Genomic DNA, 16,008 nt, shown 5'->3' on the forward strand with positions numbered 1-16,008 from the left:
ACAACTTCTCCGTTTGATAGGGGGTTGTATGAACGCGCTGGTCGGGCAGGAAGCCAAGGCCAACTTCTCTCTGTTTTGGCGCTTCTGCGACGACTGTGCGGACGATGGCGGCCGCAAGGATGGCGGTGATTTCACCAGCGCGGGCGCTAGCGGACATCTCCGAGGGAGATGCGAGTTCGAGGTTCTTCATGACGGCTCCGAGGAATTGCAACCGTCTCAGATGATGTGCGCGATGTTCCGAAGCGGATGGCAATTCCGGGTAATCGGACTCGTCCGGTGGCGCGGCCCCGAAGCCCCGGCAGGCCAGCGGCGCTTGCCTGGCAGGGAACCTGATTGCGCGTTAACGAAACAGTTGACAGGTGCCGATCTGCTCGATACGATGGCGTCAATTAACTAATCACGCAACTAGGTCACAACATGGCATTTGGTGCCTACATCAGACAGAAGAGGGAGGCGAAGGGCATTCAGATGAATGACTTCGCCCGGCAGCTGGAAATCTCGCCTGCCTACTGGTCGCGCATAGAGCGCGACATCGAGAAGCCGCCCAAGGACGAGCTGATCCGCAAGGCGGCAGAAATCCTTGGCGAGAATGTCGACGACGCTTTTGTTGAGGCCAGCCGCCTTCCGCCAGACATGCGCGACGACGTGGGGGGCCTGGTACGGATGTATCGCAAGCAAGCGACGGGGGACAAGTGAATGCCGGTGTTGACTCTTGGCTACCGGCATTGCGACCGAAAGCGCCCCAGCTACATCAAGAATTCCGAGATTGAGGGCATCGCCGTCCTGGCCCGCCAGCAACTGGTGGAGGCGGCTGCCGATGCCATCCCGCTCGCAACCCTGAGCGCCATCTCCGGTCTGAAGATCAACGGCGTGGTCTTCGACCTGTTCGTCGGCACCGGGAATGTCGTGCATGACGAGCGCGGCAACCCTGTTCTGGGCATTTGTGAGTACGACCCCGGCGTGCCGGACACGGCGATGGTGTCGGTGTCGCCGGTTGGCGTGAACGCCAGCGAGGAACTTGTGCTGAGCACCCTTGGCCACGAACTCGGCCACGCCATTTTCGATGCGCCAGGATGGATCGTCGATGCCAGCAAGGGGCCGGGTCTGTTCGATGAACCCAGCGACACGGCGCGGCGCGCCTACCGCACGACCACACGCGACGTCGAGCACTTGGCGAAAGTCACGCCCGTCGCCGAGGCGGCCGCGACGCCCTCCCTGGCGATTCCGGGCCACACCACCAAGGAAGAATACTTCGCCGAGCTGCGTGCCAACGAGTTCATGGGGTCGTTGCTGGTGCCGCGCCAACGCCTGAATCTGGCGGTCGAAGAGTTGGCTCCGAAACACGGTGTGACGATCCACCGCAGCCCGTCGCTTGATCCCGATTTGCCCGGCACCTGCCTTCACCTGACGGCTGATGGCGATATCGGGTTCTTCGACATCGAATGTTTGCAGAAGGCCGTGGCCAAGCGCTTCGGCGTCAACCGGCGGTTCATCCAGGTGCGGATGGAGCGCTATGGCCTTCTCAAGCCGGGGGCCAAGATCTTCTGATCAAAGCCTTCATCCCGCCGCCGACCGCGTGTCGGCATTTTTTGAACCGTTCAGTTAACTACTCGCGCAATCGCGCACTTCGTTTAGTAAAGGAAATTGCCTATGCCAGCGGACGAACAAATCACAGCTCAAGAACACAACCAGCCGACCGCCGCGCAGCAGCAGCAGTCCGCGAAGCAGGCGCGATCCCGCCAATCGGACGATGGCCCGGAAATCCTGCCGTGTATGGAGCACTTCGTCACCCTGGTGCGCAAGGCCAAGCGTCCCGGCCTTGCCTTGCTCCTGGTCGAGCGTGCCAGCGCCACGTCGCTGCCGGAAGTGGCGGCGCTGACAGATGCAGCCAAGGGCATCCTCGCGGTTCAGTCGCGCAAGGTGATGTTCCACGCCGTCGCCAAGCTCGGCGCGGACGTCCAGCAGCACATCGAGCGGGCGGCCGAGCGCGTGGTGCTGCTCGATGACGAGTACGGTGCGCAGGCCGTCCAGTCTCTCCTTGACGACGAGGACATCAATGACGCAGCGATCATGGCCGCGCCGAGTGATCGCTACAGCCGGGCCCTGTTTCTCTGCCTGCTGCAGGACTTTCCGGAGACCGGTGCCACGCGCGATCAGCGCTTCGACAATGCCGAGCGCGTGCAAGTGATGCATCGGCAATGGAAGAGCGAGAACTACTCCAGCCACTACCTCGGCCCGAAGGGCGTGGTGCCGAGCATTGATGCCGACGTTGAGGGTGTATTGCGCGGGCGCATTTCGGCGCTGTTCCCGCAAGTGGCTCCCGACCAAATCATCATCGAGCAGTTCACGCGCCGTGATCTCGCGCATGCCGACCGCTGCGGCGGCAAGGACTCTGACGAGGTCACGCCCGTGCTCCTGCACACCCTGACTGCAACCTTCAACGGGTCGACGGCGCACTTCCGGCAGGTTGCCAACGGCGAGGTGGTCGAGCACGAAGAACCTGCAGCGATGTCGGCCAGCTTCTCGTGGGAGCCCGGCACCGGTGCGCTTGGCGTGTTCTGCGAAGACCGTGAGGTGCGCCGTGAACTGGCGACCATCTTCCGCGATGTCGTCTTGGCGTGCGACGGGGAGATCAACGACATGCCGATGCGCGAATTCGACCTGTTCGGATTCTCGACACCGGCGATGCTCAAGCGCATTGAGCAGGAGCGAGTGGCAGGCATCGAAAAGATCTCGATCCTGCAGATCAAGGTCGCCCGACCGTTCGAGCAGCAAACCACCGATGCGGCCAATGGGCGTGATCTGATCCAGCACCTGTCGAGCACGATGCTGATCGGCAAGGATCGGCGCGACACACGCCAGATTTATCAGGTCGCCTACGACGACTATGGCGTCGACGACCTCACGTGCTACATGCTGGCGCAGGTGAAGCTGGTATTCCGAATGGCCAAACAGCCGCACCGCAAGGCCCACAACGTCGCCGTCCAAATCACGTCGCCGAATGGCCTGAACGACAAGAGCAAGACCGAGGATGACCGCAAGCGAGTGCTGGAACAGCTCACGCGAATTGGGGTGCTCCGTGAGTTCTGAAGGCACTACCGCGATGTCGGCACATCTGAGCTTTCTGGCGGCGCTGGAGCGGCTGCCCCGGGTTGAGTCCCGCGTCATGGCGGCGGCGCTCGGGCGATGCAGACCGGCGTTTCTGCAACGACGATGGATCACGGAGGAGGACTACCTCAGCCATGTGATGGTGCCAGTCCTGGATTCGGAGCAAGAAGTCGAGGTTGAGATCGATCAGGATGCGGCGGTGTACCGGTACCGCAGTCCGCAGCAGCGATCACGAACATCTGAGCGACCTCTTGCCGACATCGCGCTGTACGCCCTCCAGGTGGATGTGTGGCTCGCCGACTTGGCGTCCTTGATCGGCATCGAAGATCGACGACGTTCCGACTGCCGAAGTCGCGTGCCGGGCCACCTGTGGCATCTCGGGGAAGTGCGAATCGCGGGCACCCACGACTTCGCCCCGGTGTTCGTTGCCCGAGCGTGGGAGCGTGCTCCTGCTGCCGCGATGACCTCGGTTTTGAGTGATCCGATCTGGCCGCGTGGAGGCATCGTGTTGCGGCATCAGCGAGATCCAGTTGAGCTGCCCCGCGACCATGTCATGCGCGGTCTGGACGAGTTCGTTCGCGTGGACGACGGTCAGGACGTTTTCGACGCGAGCGCATTCGACAGGGTGCTGCGTGGCTTCATCACCCCCACCGGTGCGCCGGAGCCAGAGCAGTTCTTCCAAGGCAATCGTTTGAAGTTGCCGCACTTCTCCGAATCACGCGAGCTGTCTGCGGAGCGGGCCAAGATCGTCAAGCAGATGTGGAGTGCCGACGGAAAGAACGCGCCCGAAGTTTCCTGGGCCGAAGTCAACAGGATCGCCAGTACCGGCTACCAGTCGTTCGATGACGCCTTCGGCGGAAAGGCTGAGCGCGAGGACGTGATCGCATTGGTCAAGCGCGGCAAATACCGCCTGCGACGCAACCCATAAACGCGCCCATAAATCAAACCAGACACGGGCCATAAACCCGTGCGGAGACTTCGATGTGCCCATTTCATCTAGGAGGCACATCGAAATGCAAACCCAAGTTCCATCAATCGAATCCGGTCGGAATCCCCGCCGGATGAATCCCGGCGGTGCAACCTGCATCGCCCTCGACGAAAACGAGCTCGCCATCCGCTGGGGGCTCTCCGTCAAGACGCTGCGCCGCTGGCGTCAAGAGCAGCTCGGCCCCATCTACTGCAAGCTCGGTCGCCGGGTCACCTACCTCCTGCACGAAATCGAAGCCTTCGAGCGCCGCGTCTCGCGCTACTCGAGCTTCACTCGTGCGTACCAGTGAGGAGGACGGCCATGAGCGATCTGACCATCTTCCCCGTCGACATCGCTGAGATGTCTGTGAGCCAACTGGCCGCGCTGCCGCCCGAGCAGAAGTGCGAGGTCGACAAGAACCTTGATGCTGCCATCGACTGGCTAAAGAAGGCTCGCACCAAGTTCGATGCGGCGCTGGAACAGTGCTACGGCGAGCAGGCCCGTGTCGCACTGCGTGAATCAGGCCGTGACTTTGGTACCGCCCACATCAGCGACGGCCCGCTGCACATCAAGTTCGAGCTGCCCAAAAAGGTCAGCTGGAACCAGAAACAGTTGGGCGAAATCGCCGAGCGCATCGTGGCCTCAGGCGAGAAGGTCGAGGGCTACCTCGACGTCAAGCTCTCAGTGTCCGAGTCCCGGTACATCAACTGGCCGCCTGCATTGCAGCAGCAATTCGCGGCCGCCCGCACGGTCGATTCCGGCAAGCCGTCCTTCACCCTGAGCACCGATGGGGGTGAGGCATGAAGCGGCTACCCATCGTGTCCGCCGTCGAGCGGATGGCCGAGCGCAAGGGCGTGAAGCTGCTGATGCTGGGCAAGTCCGGCATCGGCAAGACGTCCCGGCTCAAAGACCTCGACCCCGCCACCACACTGTTCCTTGACATCGAGGCAGGCGACTTGGCGGTCGCCGACTGGCCGGGCGACACCATCCGCCCGGCGTCCTGGCCCGAGAGCCGCGACTTCTTCGTGTTCCTTGCGGGCCCGGACAAGTCGCTGCCGCCGGAGAGCGCGTTCTCGCAGGCGCACTACGACCACGTCATCGAGAAGTTTGGCGATGCGACGCAGCTCGGTCGCTACCAGACCTTCTTCCTTGACTCGATCACGCAACTGTCTCGCCAGTGCTTTGCGTGGTGCAAGACGCAGCCCGGGGCGGTCAGTGATCGTTCCGGCAAGCCCGATCTGCGCGCGGCCTACGGGCTGCTCGGCCAGGAAATGATCGGCGCGTTGACCCACCTGCAGCACGCCCGTGGCAAGAACGTTGTGTTCGTGGCGATCCTCGATGAGCGACTGGATGACTTCAATCGCAAGGTGTTCGTCCCGCAGATCGAAGGCAGCAAGACCAGCCTGGAGCTGCCCGGCATCGTCGATGAGGTCGTGACGCTGGCCGAGATCAAGGCCGAGGACGGCAGTTCCTACCGCGCCTTCATCACGCACACCGTCAATCCCTACGGCTTCCCGGCCAAAGACCGCAGCGGTCGTCTCGACCTGCTGGAGCCGCCGCATCTCGGCGCGCTGATCGCCAAGTGCGCGGGCGCTGTGCCCGCGCTAGCCAGCGCCGCCAACCCCGCACACATCGAATCTCAGGAGTAATCGCAATGACCGCATGGAATGACTTCAACGACGCCGACTCTCAGCAATCCGGCTTCGATCTGATCCCCAAGGGCACCGTCGTGCCGGTGCGAATGACCATCAAGCCGGGTGGCTATGACGACCCCGAGCAAGGCTGGGGTGGCGGCTACGCCACCGAATCGTTCGAGACCGGTTCCATCTATCTGGCCGCTGAGTTTGTGGTCACCGCTGGCGATCATGCCAAGCGCAAGATGTGGAGCAACGTCGGCCTGCTCTCCAAGAAAGGCCCGACCTGGGGCCAGATGGGGCGCAGCTTCATCCGGGCCGCGCTCAACAGCGCCCGCAACGTCCACCCGCAGGACAACAGCCCACAGGCCGCCGCCGCGCGCCGCATCAATGGCTTCGCCGAACTGGACGGTCTGGAGTTCTTGGCGCGCGTCGACATCGAGAAGGACGCGAAGGGTCAAGACCGCAACGTGGTCAAGCTGGCAGTCGAGCCCGACCACCCCGACTACGCCAAGTTGAAAGGTGTGCCGCCGAAGGGCAGTCCGGGCGGTGGCAACTCCGGCGCTCCGGCGCAGGCGGCCCCGGCCTATTCCGCGCCCACCCCGCAACGCGCACCAGTGACGGGCAAACCGTCCTGGGCTCAGTGAGGAGACGGCTATGAATGCATCCGTCCTCACTGCCAGTCACTACGGCGTCGTGCGCTTCGGCGATCTGCAATGCGAGGCCGTCGTCCTCAAGGGCGGCGAGCGTGGCTACGTTCGTCGCCAACTGGCCAAGCTGCTGGGTTTCCACGAGACGCACAAGGGTGGCCGATTTGCCCGGTTTCTTGCCGACTTCGCTCCTAAGTCCTTGTCGGCATTGGAGAAAACTCGTGAGCCGATTCTGTTGCCGTCAGGTCGGCAGGCGCAGTTCTTCCCGGCCGGGATCATTGCCGACGTCGCGTCGGCGGTGGTCAGCGCGGCCATCAACGGCACGCTGCACAAGGCCCGCCAGGGCATCGTGCCCAATTGCATGAAGATCATGCGCGCGCTGGCCACCACCGGCGAGGTCGCGCTGATCGACGAGGCGACGGGCTACCAGTACCACCGCGCGCCTGACGCGCTGCAGGAACTGATCTCCAAGCTGCTGCGCCAGTCGTGCTCTTCGTGGGAGCGCCGCTTCCACCCGGACTACTACCGCGCCCTCTACCGGCTGTTCGGCTGGAAGTACCAGGGCCACGACCAGAACCCGCCCCACGTTGTCGGTCAGATCACGCAGCGCTGGGTCTACGGCCCGGTGCTGCCCGTCACGCTGATCGACGAGATTCGCGCCCGCAAGGGCATCTCGCAGAAGCACCACCAGTGGCTGTCCGATCAGGGCCTCGCCCGTCTGGAAACGCAGATTCACGCGGTCACCGCCATTGCGCGCAGCTCGACCTGCTACCGCGACTTCGACCGCCGCTGTGAAGCGGCCTTCGCTGGCGGCGCGCTGCAGCTGGCGCTGCTGGCCGAAGACTTTGAGGAGGGGGCGTGAAATGCTGGGTCTGCAAACGACAGGCCCGGGGATTCGGTCACACCGACAACCGACACGGTATCGGCGATCCCCGGCGCTACCCCATCGACTGGGTGTTCTGCTCGCAGCGCTGCCAATCCGCGTTCCACGCTATGTACGGCAACTGGTCGCGCGCCAAGGATGGTCGCAGCGACATCAAGGGGGTCGCCATGATCGATCCCTCTGATATCGAGCTGGCCGCGATGCGCAAGTGCCTCAAGTCCTTCGGCGAGGCGGCAAGCGAGATCGGCTTCACCAAACCACTGGGCAACTACTCCGAAGCCGAGGCGCTGCAGGTGATCGACGCCATCGTCACTTGCTACACCGAGGCGATGGTTGAGCACCACGAGGCGAGCAAGTACCCGCCCGTACGCGGCATGACGCCAACGCCCGACCCCATGACACCGAGTGCAGCCAATCCGTTCGCGGATCTGGACGACGACCTGCCTTGGGAAGAACCGAAGGGGAAGAAGCCATGATGGACTTCAACTCCACTTCGAGCATCTCGGGCCAGATCACTGCGCTGGTCGACGCCGGGATGCAGCGGGCGCGAGCCCAGCAGTCCGAGCGCCAGTACCTTGGTGCCTCGCGGTTGGGCGCTGCCTGCGAGCGTGCGCTGCAGTTTGAGTACGCCAAGGCTCCCGTCGATCACGGCCGGGACACCCCGGGCCGGATGCTGCGCATCTTCGAGCGCGGCCACGTCATGGAGGACTGCATGGTCGCGTGGCTGCGCGACGCCGGTTTCGAATTGCGTACCCGCAGGGCCGATGGCGAGCAGTTTGGCTTCTCCGTGGCTGATGGCCGTCTGCAGGGCCACATCGACGGCGTCATCGTCGATGGCCCGGAGGGCTTTGCCTACCCGGCGCTCTGGGAAAACAAGTGCCTCGGCATGAAGTCCTGGCGCGAGCTGGAGAAGAACCGGCTCGCCGTGGCCAAGCCCGTCTACGCCGCGCAAGTGGCGATCTACCAAGCCTATCTCGAACTGCACGAGCACCCGGCGATCTTCACGGCGCTCAACGCCGACACGATGGAGATCTACACCGAGGCCGTGCCCTTTGACGCAGCCCTGGCCCAGCGAATGTCGGATCGGGCGGTGAAGGTCATCACGGCGACTGAAAGCGCAGATCTCCTGCCGCGTGCCTTCAATGACCCGACCCACTTCGAGTGCCGGATGTGCGCGTGGCAAGACCGCTGCTGGAGAACACAAGCATGACCGACAACAACACCCCGACCACCGGCATCGAGCCGATGATCGATGCCAAGCAGGCGGCCGCCGCGTTGCGCCTGCCGTACTACTGGTTCGCCGACCACGCGATGCGCACCAAGTACCGGATTCCGCACTACCTGATGGGCGGTCTGGTGCGCTACCGGCTGTCCGAACTCTCTGCGTGGGCCACGCGTACCACCGCCGTTCAGGGCCGTGATTCCCAAGATGCGGACGCACCTGTCGAGGGAGCCGAATGATCGACTTCAACGACACCACCCAACCTGCGGAGCACAACAGGGAATCTGAACGAGACGAGATTCGCGCCGACTTGCTTGCGCGTCTGGAGTCGGTGCTGACCACGATGTTTCCGGCTGGCAAGAAGCGCCGTGGCAAGTTCCTGATCGGCGACATCCTCGGCAGTCCAGGTGACAGCCTCGAGGTGGTGCTGGAAGGTGAGAAGGCCGGTCTGTGGACGGATCGTGCCACCGGCGATGGCGGCGACATCTTCGCCCTGATCGCGGCCTATCTCGGTGCGAACGTCCACACCGATTTCCCTCGCGTGCTGGATGAAGCTGCCGATCTGCTCGGGCGGTCGCGGTCGGTGCCAGTGCGCAAGGCGAAGAAGGAAGCGCCTGTAGACGACCTCGGCCCGGCCACGGCGAAGTGGGACTACTTCGATGCCGGTGGCAAGCTGATCGCCGTCGTCTACCGCTATGACCCACCGGGAGGCAAGAAGGAATTCCGACCGTGGGACGCGAAGCGCCGCAAGATGGCCCCGCCTGAGCCGCGCCCGCTGTTCAACCAGCCGGGCATCGGTGCGGCCAGCCACGTCGTCCTGGTCGAGGGCGAGAAGTGCGCGCAGGCCTTGATCGCCAGCGGCGTGGTGGCCACCACCGCCATGCACGGTGCCAATGCCCCGGTCGACAAGACCGACTGGTCGCCACTGGCTGGCAAGACGGTGCTGATCTGGCCCGACCGCGATGCGCCAGGGTGGGACTACGCCGACCGCGCGTCGCAGGCGATCTTGCAGGCAGGCGCGACCTCGGTCGCCATCCTCATGCCACCCGACGACAAGCCGGAGGGGTGGGACGCTGCAGATGCCATTCCCGAAGGTTTCGATGTCGGTGGCTTTCTGGCCGTCGGCGAGCGGATGCCGGTGATGCGCTCGGTGGAGGAAGCGCCTTCGCCAGACTTGCTGACGGGCATTGATTGGACGACCGAGGATGGCCTGTCCAGCGCTTTCACCCGCCGCTATGGCGAAGACTGGCGCTACTGTGCCCTGTGGGGCAAGTGGCTGGTCTGGACGGGTGTGCGCTGGAATCCCGATCAGGTGCTCTACGTGTCGCATCTTTCCAGGGGCATCTGCCGTAACGCCTCGCTGAAAGCGGACACGCCGAGGCTCAAGGGCAAGCTGGCCAGTTCGGCCACGATTTCGTCGGTTGAAAAGATCGCGCGCTCTGACCCGAAGCACGCATCCACCGCCGAGGAATGGGACGCCGATGTCTGGGCGTTGAACACCCCCGGTGGCGTGGTCGATCTGCGCACCGGCCGGATGCGCCCGCACCGGCGGGACGACCGAATGACCAAGGTGACCACGGCTACCCCGCAGGGCAATCCGGACAGTGCCTGCCCAACGTGGCGAGGGTTCCTGACAGACGTCACCGGCGGCGATGCCGATCTGATGGCCTACCTGCAACTGATGGTTGGCTACTGCCTGACGGGCGTCACCAGCGAGCACGCGCTGTTCTTCCTGTACGGCACGGGCGCGAACGGCAAGTCGGTGTTCGTCAACGTGCTAACCACCATCCTGGGCGACTACGCGGCCAACGCCCCGATGGACACTTTCATGGAGGCGCGCAATGACCGACACCCCACCGATCTCGCCGGGTTGCGCGGTGCACGATTCGTGTCATCCATCGAAACGGAGCAAGGGCGGCGCTGGAACGAGTCCAAGGTCAAGGCCATCACCGGTGGCGACAAGGTGTCCGCGCGCTTCATGCGCCAGGACTTCTTCGAGTACCTGCCGCAGTTCAAGTTGGTGATCGCGGGCAATCACAAGCCGTCGATCCGCAACGTCGACGAGGCGATGAAGCGTCGACTGCACCTGATCCCGTTCACGGTGACGATCCCGCCCGAGCGCCGCGACGGCAGGCTGACCGAGAAGCTGCTCAAGGAACGCGATGGGATTTTGGCGTGGGCCGTCGAGGGCTGCAGCCGCTGGCAAAGCCAGGGCTTGAAGCCGCCCGCCAGCGTGGTGTCGGCGACCGAGGAGTATTTCGAGGCCGAGGACGCGCTCGGGCAGTGGATCGAAGAACGCTGTCTGCTGGCCAAGTCGCACCGCGAAGGTGTCTCCGAACTGTTCGCCGATTGGCGTGAATGGGCCGAGCGCGCTGGCGAGTACGTGGGCTCGGTCAAACGCTTCTCGGAGCTGATGGCGACTCGCAAGTTCGACAAGTGTCGGCTGACCGGAGGGGCTCGCGCCATCGCGGGCATCGCCCTCAGGCCCAAGCCGTACAGCCACGCCTACCCCTACCGCGATGACTGATCAATCCGGTCGAGTGACGGATTTGACGGGTTTCCTGATTGACGCGCTACACGTGCGCGCACGTAAAGGGCGTTGTCCTGACAAACCGTCGCATCCGTCACTCGCCCACCCAACACGGAGTAAAGACGATGAAAACGACGATCCTCGCCCTCGATCTGGGCACACACACCGGGTGGGCTCTGCAGCACCTGGACGGCACCATCACCAGCGGCACGGAGCACTTCAAGCCGCAGCGATTTGAAGGCGGCGGGATGCGTTTCCTTCGATTCAAGCGCTGGCTCAACGAACTGCTGTCGGTCAGCAATCACATCAACGCGGTGTTCTTCGAGGAAGTTCGGAGGCACGCTGGCGTTGACGCAGCGCACGCCTACGGCGGATTCATGGGGCACCTGACCGCGTGGTGTGAACATCACAACATCCCCTACCAGGGCGTTCCGGTCGGCACGATCAAGAAGCACGCGACCGGCAAGGGCAATGCGAGCAAGGACGAAATGATCACGTCCGTCCGCGAGCGTGGTCACACCCCAGTCGACGACAACGAAGCCGACGCGCTGGCTCTGCTGCACTGGGCAGTCGAGACGCAGGAGGTGTGACGTGAAGGTTTCGACACCCCAATACCGCTGCCCCCTTGGTCGGCTGCAACCCCAGACCACCGATCTGGACGCCATCAAGGAACGTGGCTGGCGTGACCAGCACATCCTGGTGGTCAACGCGTCCGACGACCGTCTGGACTTCATCGAGCGCGAGATCGTGCGACGCATTGGTGAACGCCTGTACGGGCTGGGAGGGACGCGTCATGGCTGAGTGGACAACCGACGACGTGGCAGCACGCTTCGAGGAGGCCGCCACCACCGGACGACGCTTGCCCCCTGTACGTGTGCAGGGCTACTTCAACTGCTGGCCTGCCTTCGTCCGCAAGGAGTGGGAAGCCTTTGCTGCTGACGAGAAGGTGTATCGCCCCTTCCCACCAAGCCCCGAGGCCATCGACCGGATGCTGGAGACGATGCGCTGGGTGCAGTGGCTCGAGGTCGAGCAGCGACACCTCGTGTGGATGCGGGCCAAGCGCTACGGCTGGAGGGACATCACCATTCGATTTGCCTGCGACCGCACCACGGCGTGGCGGCGTTGGCAGAGGGCAATGGAGATCGTGGCCACGAACCTCAACAGCGAAGGCGTGCGGTTGCCTTCCAAAAACGTGGGCAATTTAGGGTAATGCTTGCCGCGCTTGTCCCTGCTTTGCCTTGATTGTCCGTTTCGAGGCCCGGCAGCCCTGCAACAAAACAGCCCGGTCGGGGGTAGTATTTCGGCTATCTTCTGGACAGCGGTGACGGTTGAGGCGATGGGCCCAGGCAAAAGGGGTCCTTCCTTCCCGAATCGCAATGCGGGGGGCGCGAGCGCGGCATTCGCCTAGCGTCCGACTGCAAACCAAGGTTTGCAGGGTTTGCAGTTTGCACCCGCACCAGTCCGCACCCATCACGAGCCCGCCCACGGTTTTCCGTCGGCGGGTTTTCTTTTTGAGGAAACGATTCTGAACACGCTTAACGTTGAGTACCGCAAGGTCGAGGCGCTGATCCCCTACGCCCGCAATCCACGCACTCACACCGACGAGCAGGTGGCCAAGATCGCCGCCAGCATCGTCGAGTACGGCTGGACGAATCCGGTGCTGGTGGACGGCGACAACGGGATCATTGCGGGCCACGGTCGTTTGGCCGCCGCGCGCAAGCTCGGGCTGGATCAGGTACCGGTCATCGAACTGGCGCACCTCTCACCCACCCAGAAGCGTGCCTACGTCATCTCCGATAACCGGCTGGCGCTCGACGCCGGTTGGAACGAGGAGATGCTGGCGCTGGAAATGGCCGAGCTGTCCGAGGCCGGGTACGACCTTGCACTGACCGGTTTCGAGGATGCTGAGATCGAGGCCTTGCTCGCTGACGAAGTCGCCTCCGATGCCGCCGACCAAGAGCCCGATGCCGACGAGCCGGACGATGGCGACGATGTGCCGGATAGCCCAGTGGTGCCGGTGTCCCGCACCGGCGATTTCTGGGCCATCGGTACCCACCGTCTGATCTGTGGCGACGCCACCGACCCGACCGTGGTCGCCACTCTAATGCAGGGTGATGCGGCCCGGCTGTGCTTTACATCACCGCCTTACGGCAACCAGCGCGACTACACCTCCGGCGGCATCACCGATTGGGATGGCCTGATGCGCGGTGTGTTCGCCAAGGTGCCAATGGACGACGACGGGCAGGTGCTGGTCAACCTCGGGCTGATCCACCGCGACAACGAAGTCATCCCGTATTGGGATGCGTGGCTGGGCTGGATGCGCACGCAGGGTTGGCGGCGCTTTGCTTGGTACGTCTGGGATCAGGGGCCGGGGATGCCCGGAGACTGGGCTGGTCGTTTTGCGCCGAGTTTCGAGTTCGTCTTTCACTTCAACCGCTCTAGTCGCAAGCCCAACAAGATCGTGCCCTGCAAGCACGCGGGCCAGGAATCGCACTTGCGCGCCGACGGGTCGTCCACGGCCATGCGCGGCAAGGACGGCGAAGTCGGTGGCTGGACGCACAAGGGCCAGCCGACGCAGGACACCCGGATTCCCGACTCGGTGATCCGCGTGATGCGGCACAAGGGCAAGATTGGTCAGGACATCGACCACCCGGCTGTGTTCCCGGTGGCGTTGCCCGAGTTCGTGATCGAGGCCTATACGGACGCAGGCGACATCGTGTTCGAACCTTTTGGCGGCAGCGGTACCACGATGCTGGCCGCGCAGCGCAAGGGTCGTGTGTGCCGCTGCGTGGAGATCGCGCCGGAGTACGTGGACGTCGCCATCAAGCGCTTCCAGCAGAACCACCCCGGCGTGCCCGTCACGCTGCTGGCCACAGGCCAGTCCTTCGACGATGTGGTCAATGAACGTCAGGCCACCACGGAGGTAGAGCAATGACCGCCTCCTGGTTTGCCGACAAGATCGAAAAGTGGCCGACTGCCAAGCTGCTGCCCTATGCCCGCAACGCGCGTACTCACTCGGACGATCAGGTGGCGCAGATCGCCGCGTCGATTGCCGAGTTCGGATTCACCAATCCGATCCTGGCGGGCAGCGATGGCGTGATCGTCGCCGGTCACGGACGGCTTGCTGCTGCGCAGAAGCTTGGGCTGGCGGTGGTGCCGGTGGTGGTGCTCGATCATCTGAGCCCGACACAGCGCCGGGCCCTGGTGATCGCAGACAACCGCATCGCCGAGAACGCGGGCTGGGACGATGCGATGCTGCGCATCGAGATCGCATCACTGCAGGACGACGACTTCGACGTGTCGCTGACCGGCTTCGATGCAGATGCGCTGGCCGAATTGATGGCGGGCGACGAGCCGGATGGCGAAGGCGAAACCGATGACGATGCCGTGCCCGAGTTGTCGGAGACGCCGATCTCTCGTCCGGGTGATGTCTGGTCGCTTGGCGGCCACCGGCTGCTGTGCGGGGACTCCACCGTGACTGAGAGCTACGACAGGCTTCTCGATGGCGAGCAGGTCGACATGGTGTTCACCGACCCGCCGTACAACGTGAATTACGCCAACAGCGCCAAGGACAAGATGCGTGGCAAGGACCGCGCGATCCTGAACGACAACCTCGGCGACGGCTTCTACGACTTCCTGTTGGCGGCGCTGACGCCGACCATCGCGCATTGCCGGGGCGGGATCTACGTGGCGATGTCGTCCAGCGAACTGGATGTACTGCAGGCCGCATTCCGCGCCGCCGGTGGCAAGTGGTCGACGTTCATCATCTGGGCCAAGAACACCTTCACGCTGGGCCGTGCCGATTACCAGCGCCAGTACGAGCCGATCCTGTACGGATGGCCAGAGGGCGCGCAGCGTCACTGGTGCGGCGACCGCGACCAGGGCGACGTCTGGAACATCAAGAAGCCGCAGAAGAACGACCTGCATCCGACGATGAAGCCGGTGGAGTTGGTCGAGCGCGCGATCCGCAATTCGAGCCGACCGGGCAACGTGGTGCTCGACCCGTTCGGGGGCTCCGGCACGACGCTGATTGCCGCCGAAAAGTCAGGACGGCTGGCACGGCTGATCGAACTCGACCCTAAGTACGCGGACGTGATCGTGCGCCGCTGGCAGGAATGGACTGGCAAGCAAGCCACCCGTGAGTCGGATGGCGCGCTGTTCGATGATCAGGCGGCGATCGACTCTTCCGCGATCTCGCAATGAATCACGAACCCCGTCAGGTAAGGCAGGCCGCGCGGGATGCCGTACTGCTTGCTGGTCTGGCGGCCAATCGTCCAGCCCATCCACTGTTGGGTGGCGGCGTTGATCGCGTCCGCCAGGGTCTGGCCCCGGTACAGCCCGTTTTGCAAATCGTCCGCAAAGTGGCGGCCGTGGCGACTGTCGAGGAAGACGCGGACTGATTCGAGGGGCTGACCGGTAGCGTCGGAGATGGCGGTCATCGCCAGGGGCCACGCGGTGCTGGCGTGTTCGTTCATCGTGCCCCAAAAGCCCCAGGCATCGTTCTGGGTGGCGGGCATTTGCTGGTTGGTGTTCATCTCTGGCTCCTTGGGGTTGATCGTTGCGACACCCGTAGTAACGCGCTGTTCGATTGAGAAGCCAAGCTGTTCTTGGCCTCTTTCTCAATCAATTTCGATTACCCGAGACGGGCCACGTACCGGGCGTAGTCGCCGCCCTCTGGATTCACGTAAAGGTAGGGGCGACCCGGTGCGGTGACCTCGACGCAAAGATAGCCGTCGCCGGTGCCGCCACCTTTGCCGCGCAGCCAGTCGCGCGATACCAACAGGCTGCGGGCAAAGGCATCGAACTCGTCGACGGTCAGTTCCTTGGTCTCGGTGACATAGACCTTGGTCTGACCCTGGCCGCCAACTTCGTCCAAGTCGGCAGGCTTACGGGCAAACGGCAATCGGACGCTCAACTCCTCGACCTGGAAGGTGGTGTCGCCAAACTGCAGGGTGCGCGGGGTGCGTTCGATGGTGATGGTCATGGTGCTCATGAATGTTCTCCTGGGTGTTGG

General features: G+C 63.7%; 21 protein-coding genes. 19 read left to right on the plus strand and 2 right to left on the minus strand.

Features of this window, described 5'->3' with window-relative positions; genetic code table 11:
• The first annotated feature begins 28 nt into the window (after positions 1-28).
• From GZH91_RS17700 to GZH91_RS10360, 19 genes are all read left to right on the plus strand, one after another.
• The gene (locus GZH91_RS17700) at positions 29-397 is read left to right on the plus strand and encodes a hypothetical protein (protein WP_174861853.1); all 369 of its coding nucleotides are present in this window, start codon (positions 29-31) and stop codon (positions 395-397) included.
• A 20-nt stretch (positions 398-417) separates the two neighbouring features.
• Entirely contained in the window at positions 418-696 is a 279-nt protein-coding gene (locus tag GZH91_RS10275; RefSeq protein ID WP_147073318.1) for a helix-turn-helix domain-containing protein, read from the plus strand.
• Positions 697-1,548 (plus strand): hypothetical protein, encoded by an 852-nt coding sequence (locus GZH91_RS10280; protein WP_147073316.1) that lies wholly within the window; start codon positions 697-699, stop codon positions 1,546-1,548.
• A gap of 102 nt (positions 1,549-1,650) precedes the next feature.
• Entirely contained in the window at positions 1,651-3,090 is a 1,440-nt protein-coding gene (locus GZH91_RS10285) for a hypothetical protein (RefSeq protein ID WP_147073314.1), read from the plus strand.
• A gap of 13 nt (positions 3,091-3,103) precedes the next feature.
• Positions 3,104-4,036, plus strand: a complete 933-nt coding sequence (locus GZH91_RS10290; RefSeq protein ID WP_147073313.1) for a hypothetical protein — start codon at positions 3,104-3,106, stop codon at positions 4,034-4,036.
• Between the two features lie 85 nt (positions 4,037-4,121).
• Entirely contained in the window at positions 4,122-4,385 is a 264-nt protein-coding gene (locus GZH91_RS10295; RefSeq protein WP_024973176.1) for a helix-turn-helix transcriptional regulator, read from the plus strand.
• Between the two features lie 11 nt (positions 4,386-4,396).
• The gene (locus tag GZH91_RS10300) at positions 4,397-4,879 is read left to right on the plus strand and encodes a hypothetical protein (protein ID WP_024973177.1); all 483 of its coding nucleotides are present in this window, start codon (positions 4,397-4,399) and stop codon (positions 4,877-4,879) included.
• A complete protein-coding gene (locus GZH91_RS10305; RefSeq protein ID WP_024973178.1) occupies positions 4,876-5,724 on the plus strand; it encodes an ATP-binding protein in 849 nt (282 codons plus the stop codon). Before GZH91_RS10300 ends, GZH91_RS10305 begins: the two co-directional genes overlap by 4 nt.
• Positions 5,725-5,729: 5 nt before the next feature.
• Positions 5,730-6,356: a hypothetical protein gene (locus GZH91_RS10310; RefSeq protein WP_024973179.1), complete on the plus strand. Its 627-nt coding sequence runs from the start codon at positions 5,730-5,732 to the stop codon at positions 6,354-6,356.
• A 10-nt stretch (positions 6,357-6,366) separates the two neighbouring features.
• Positions 6,367-7,221, plus strand: coding sequence for a P63C domain-containing protein (locus GZH91_RS10315; protein WP_147073311.1), 855 nt, complete (start codon positions 6,367-6,369; stop codon positions 7,219-7,221).
• Positions 7,218-7,718 carry a DUF6511 domain-containing protein gene (locus GZH91_RS10320; RefSeq protein WP_147073309.1) on the plus strand — a complete coding sequence of 167 codons (501 nt, stop codon included), beginning with the start codon at positions 7,218-7,220 and terminating at the stop codon, positions 7,716-7,718. The genes GZH91_RS10315 and GZH91_RS10320 overlap by 4 nt, the downstream gene beginning before the upstream one ends.
• On the plus strand, positions 7,715-8,452 hold the full coding sequence (locus GZH91_RS10325; protein ID WP_147073307.1) for a hypothetical protein: 738 nt from the start codon (positions 7,715-7,717) through the stop codon (positions 8,450-8,452). The genes GZH91_RS10320 and GZH91_RS10325 overlap by 4 nt, the downstream gene beginning before the upstream one ends.
• A complete protein-coding gene (locus tag GZH91_RS10330; RefSeq protein ID WP_147073305.1) occupies positions 8,449-8,703 on the plus strand; it encodes a hypothetical protein in 255 nt (84 codons plus the stop codon). Before GZH91_RS10325 ends, GZH91_RS10330 begins: the two co-directional genes overlap by 4 nt.
• The gene (locus GZH91_RS10335; protein WP_147073303.1) at positions 8,700-10,991 is read left to right on the plus strand and encodes a phage/plasmid primase, P4 family; all 2,292 of its coding nucleotides are present in this window, start codon (positions 8,700-8,702) and stop codon (positions 10,989-10,991) included. Before GZH91_RS10330 ends, GZH91_RS10335 begins: the two co-directional genes overlap by 4 nt.
• Before the next feature lie 128 nt (positions 10,992-11,119).
• Complete coding sequence (locus GZH91_RS10340; protein WP_147073301.1) at positions 11,120-11,584, plus strand: crossover junction endodeoxyribonuclease RuvC; 465 nt, start codon at positions 11,120-11,122, stop codon at positions 11,582-11,584.
• A 1-nt stretch (position 11,585) separates the two neighbouring features.
• Entirely contained in the window at positions 11,586-11,795 is a 210-nt protein-coding gene (locus GZH91_RS10345; RefSeq protein ID WP_147073299.1) for a hypothetical protein, read from the plus strand.
• Complete coding sequence (locus GZH91_RS10350) at positions 11,788-12,204, plus strand: DUF6362 family protein (protein ID WP_147073297.1); 417 nt, start codon at positions 11,788-11,790, stop codon at positions 12,202-12,204. The genes GZH91_RS10345 and GZH91_RS10350 overlap by 8 nt, the downstream gene beginning before the upstream one ends.
• Before the next feature lie 228 nt (positions 12,205-12,432).
• Positions 12,433-13,929 carry a site-specific DNA-methyltransferase gene (locus tag GZH91_RS10355; RefSeq protein WP_223264566.1) on the plus strand — a complete coding sequence of 499 codons (1,497 nt, stop codon included), beginning with the start codon at positions 12,433-12,435 and terminating at the stop codon, positions 13,927-13,929.
• A complete protein-coding gene (locus GZH91_RS10360; protein WP_147073295.1) occupies positions 13,926-15,197 on the plus strand; it encodes a site-specific DNA-methyltransferase in 1,272 nt (423 codons plus the stop codon). Before GZH91_RS10355 ends, GZH91_RS10360 begins: the two co-directional genes overlap by 4 nt.
• Here GZH91_RS10360 and GZH91_RS10365 read toward each other — a convergent pair.
• On the minus strand, positions 15,161-15,529 hold the full coding sequence (locus tag GZH91_RS10365; RefSeq protein ID WP_147073293.1) for a hypothetical protein: 369 nt from the start codon (positions 15,527-15,529) through the stop codon (positions 15,161-15,163). The genes GZH91_RS10360 and GZH91_RS10365 overlap by 37 nt on opposite strands.
• Before the next feature lie 98 nt (positions 15,530-15,627).
• Positions 15,628-15,987 (minus strand): hypothetical protein, encoded by a 360-nt coding sequence (locus GZH91_RS10370; RefSeq protein WP_147073291.1) that lies wholly within the window; start codon positions 15,985-15,987, stop codon positions 15,628-15,630.
• Positions 15,988-16,008 lie beyond the last annotated feature (21 nt).

It is taken from the genome of Sulfuriferula plumbiphila (assembly GCF_009938015.1).
GTDB lineage: Bacteria > Pseudomonadota > Gammaproteobacteria > Burkholderiales > Sulfuriferulaceae > Sulfuriferula > Sulfuriferula plumbiphila.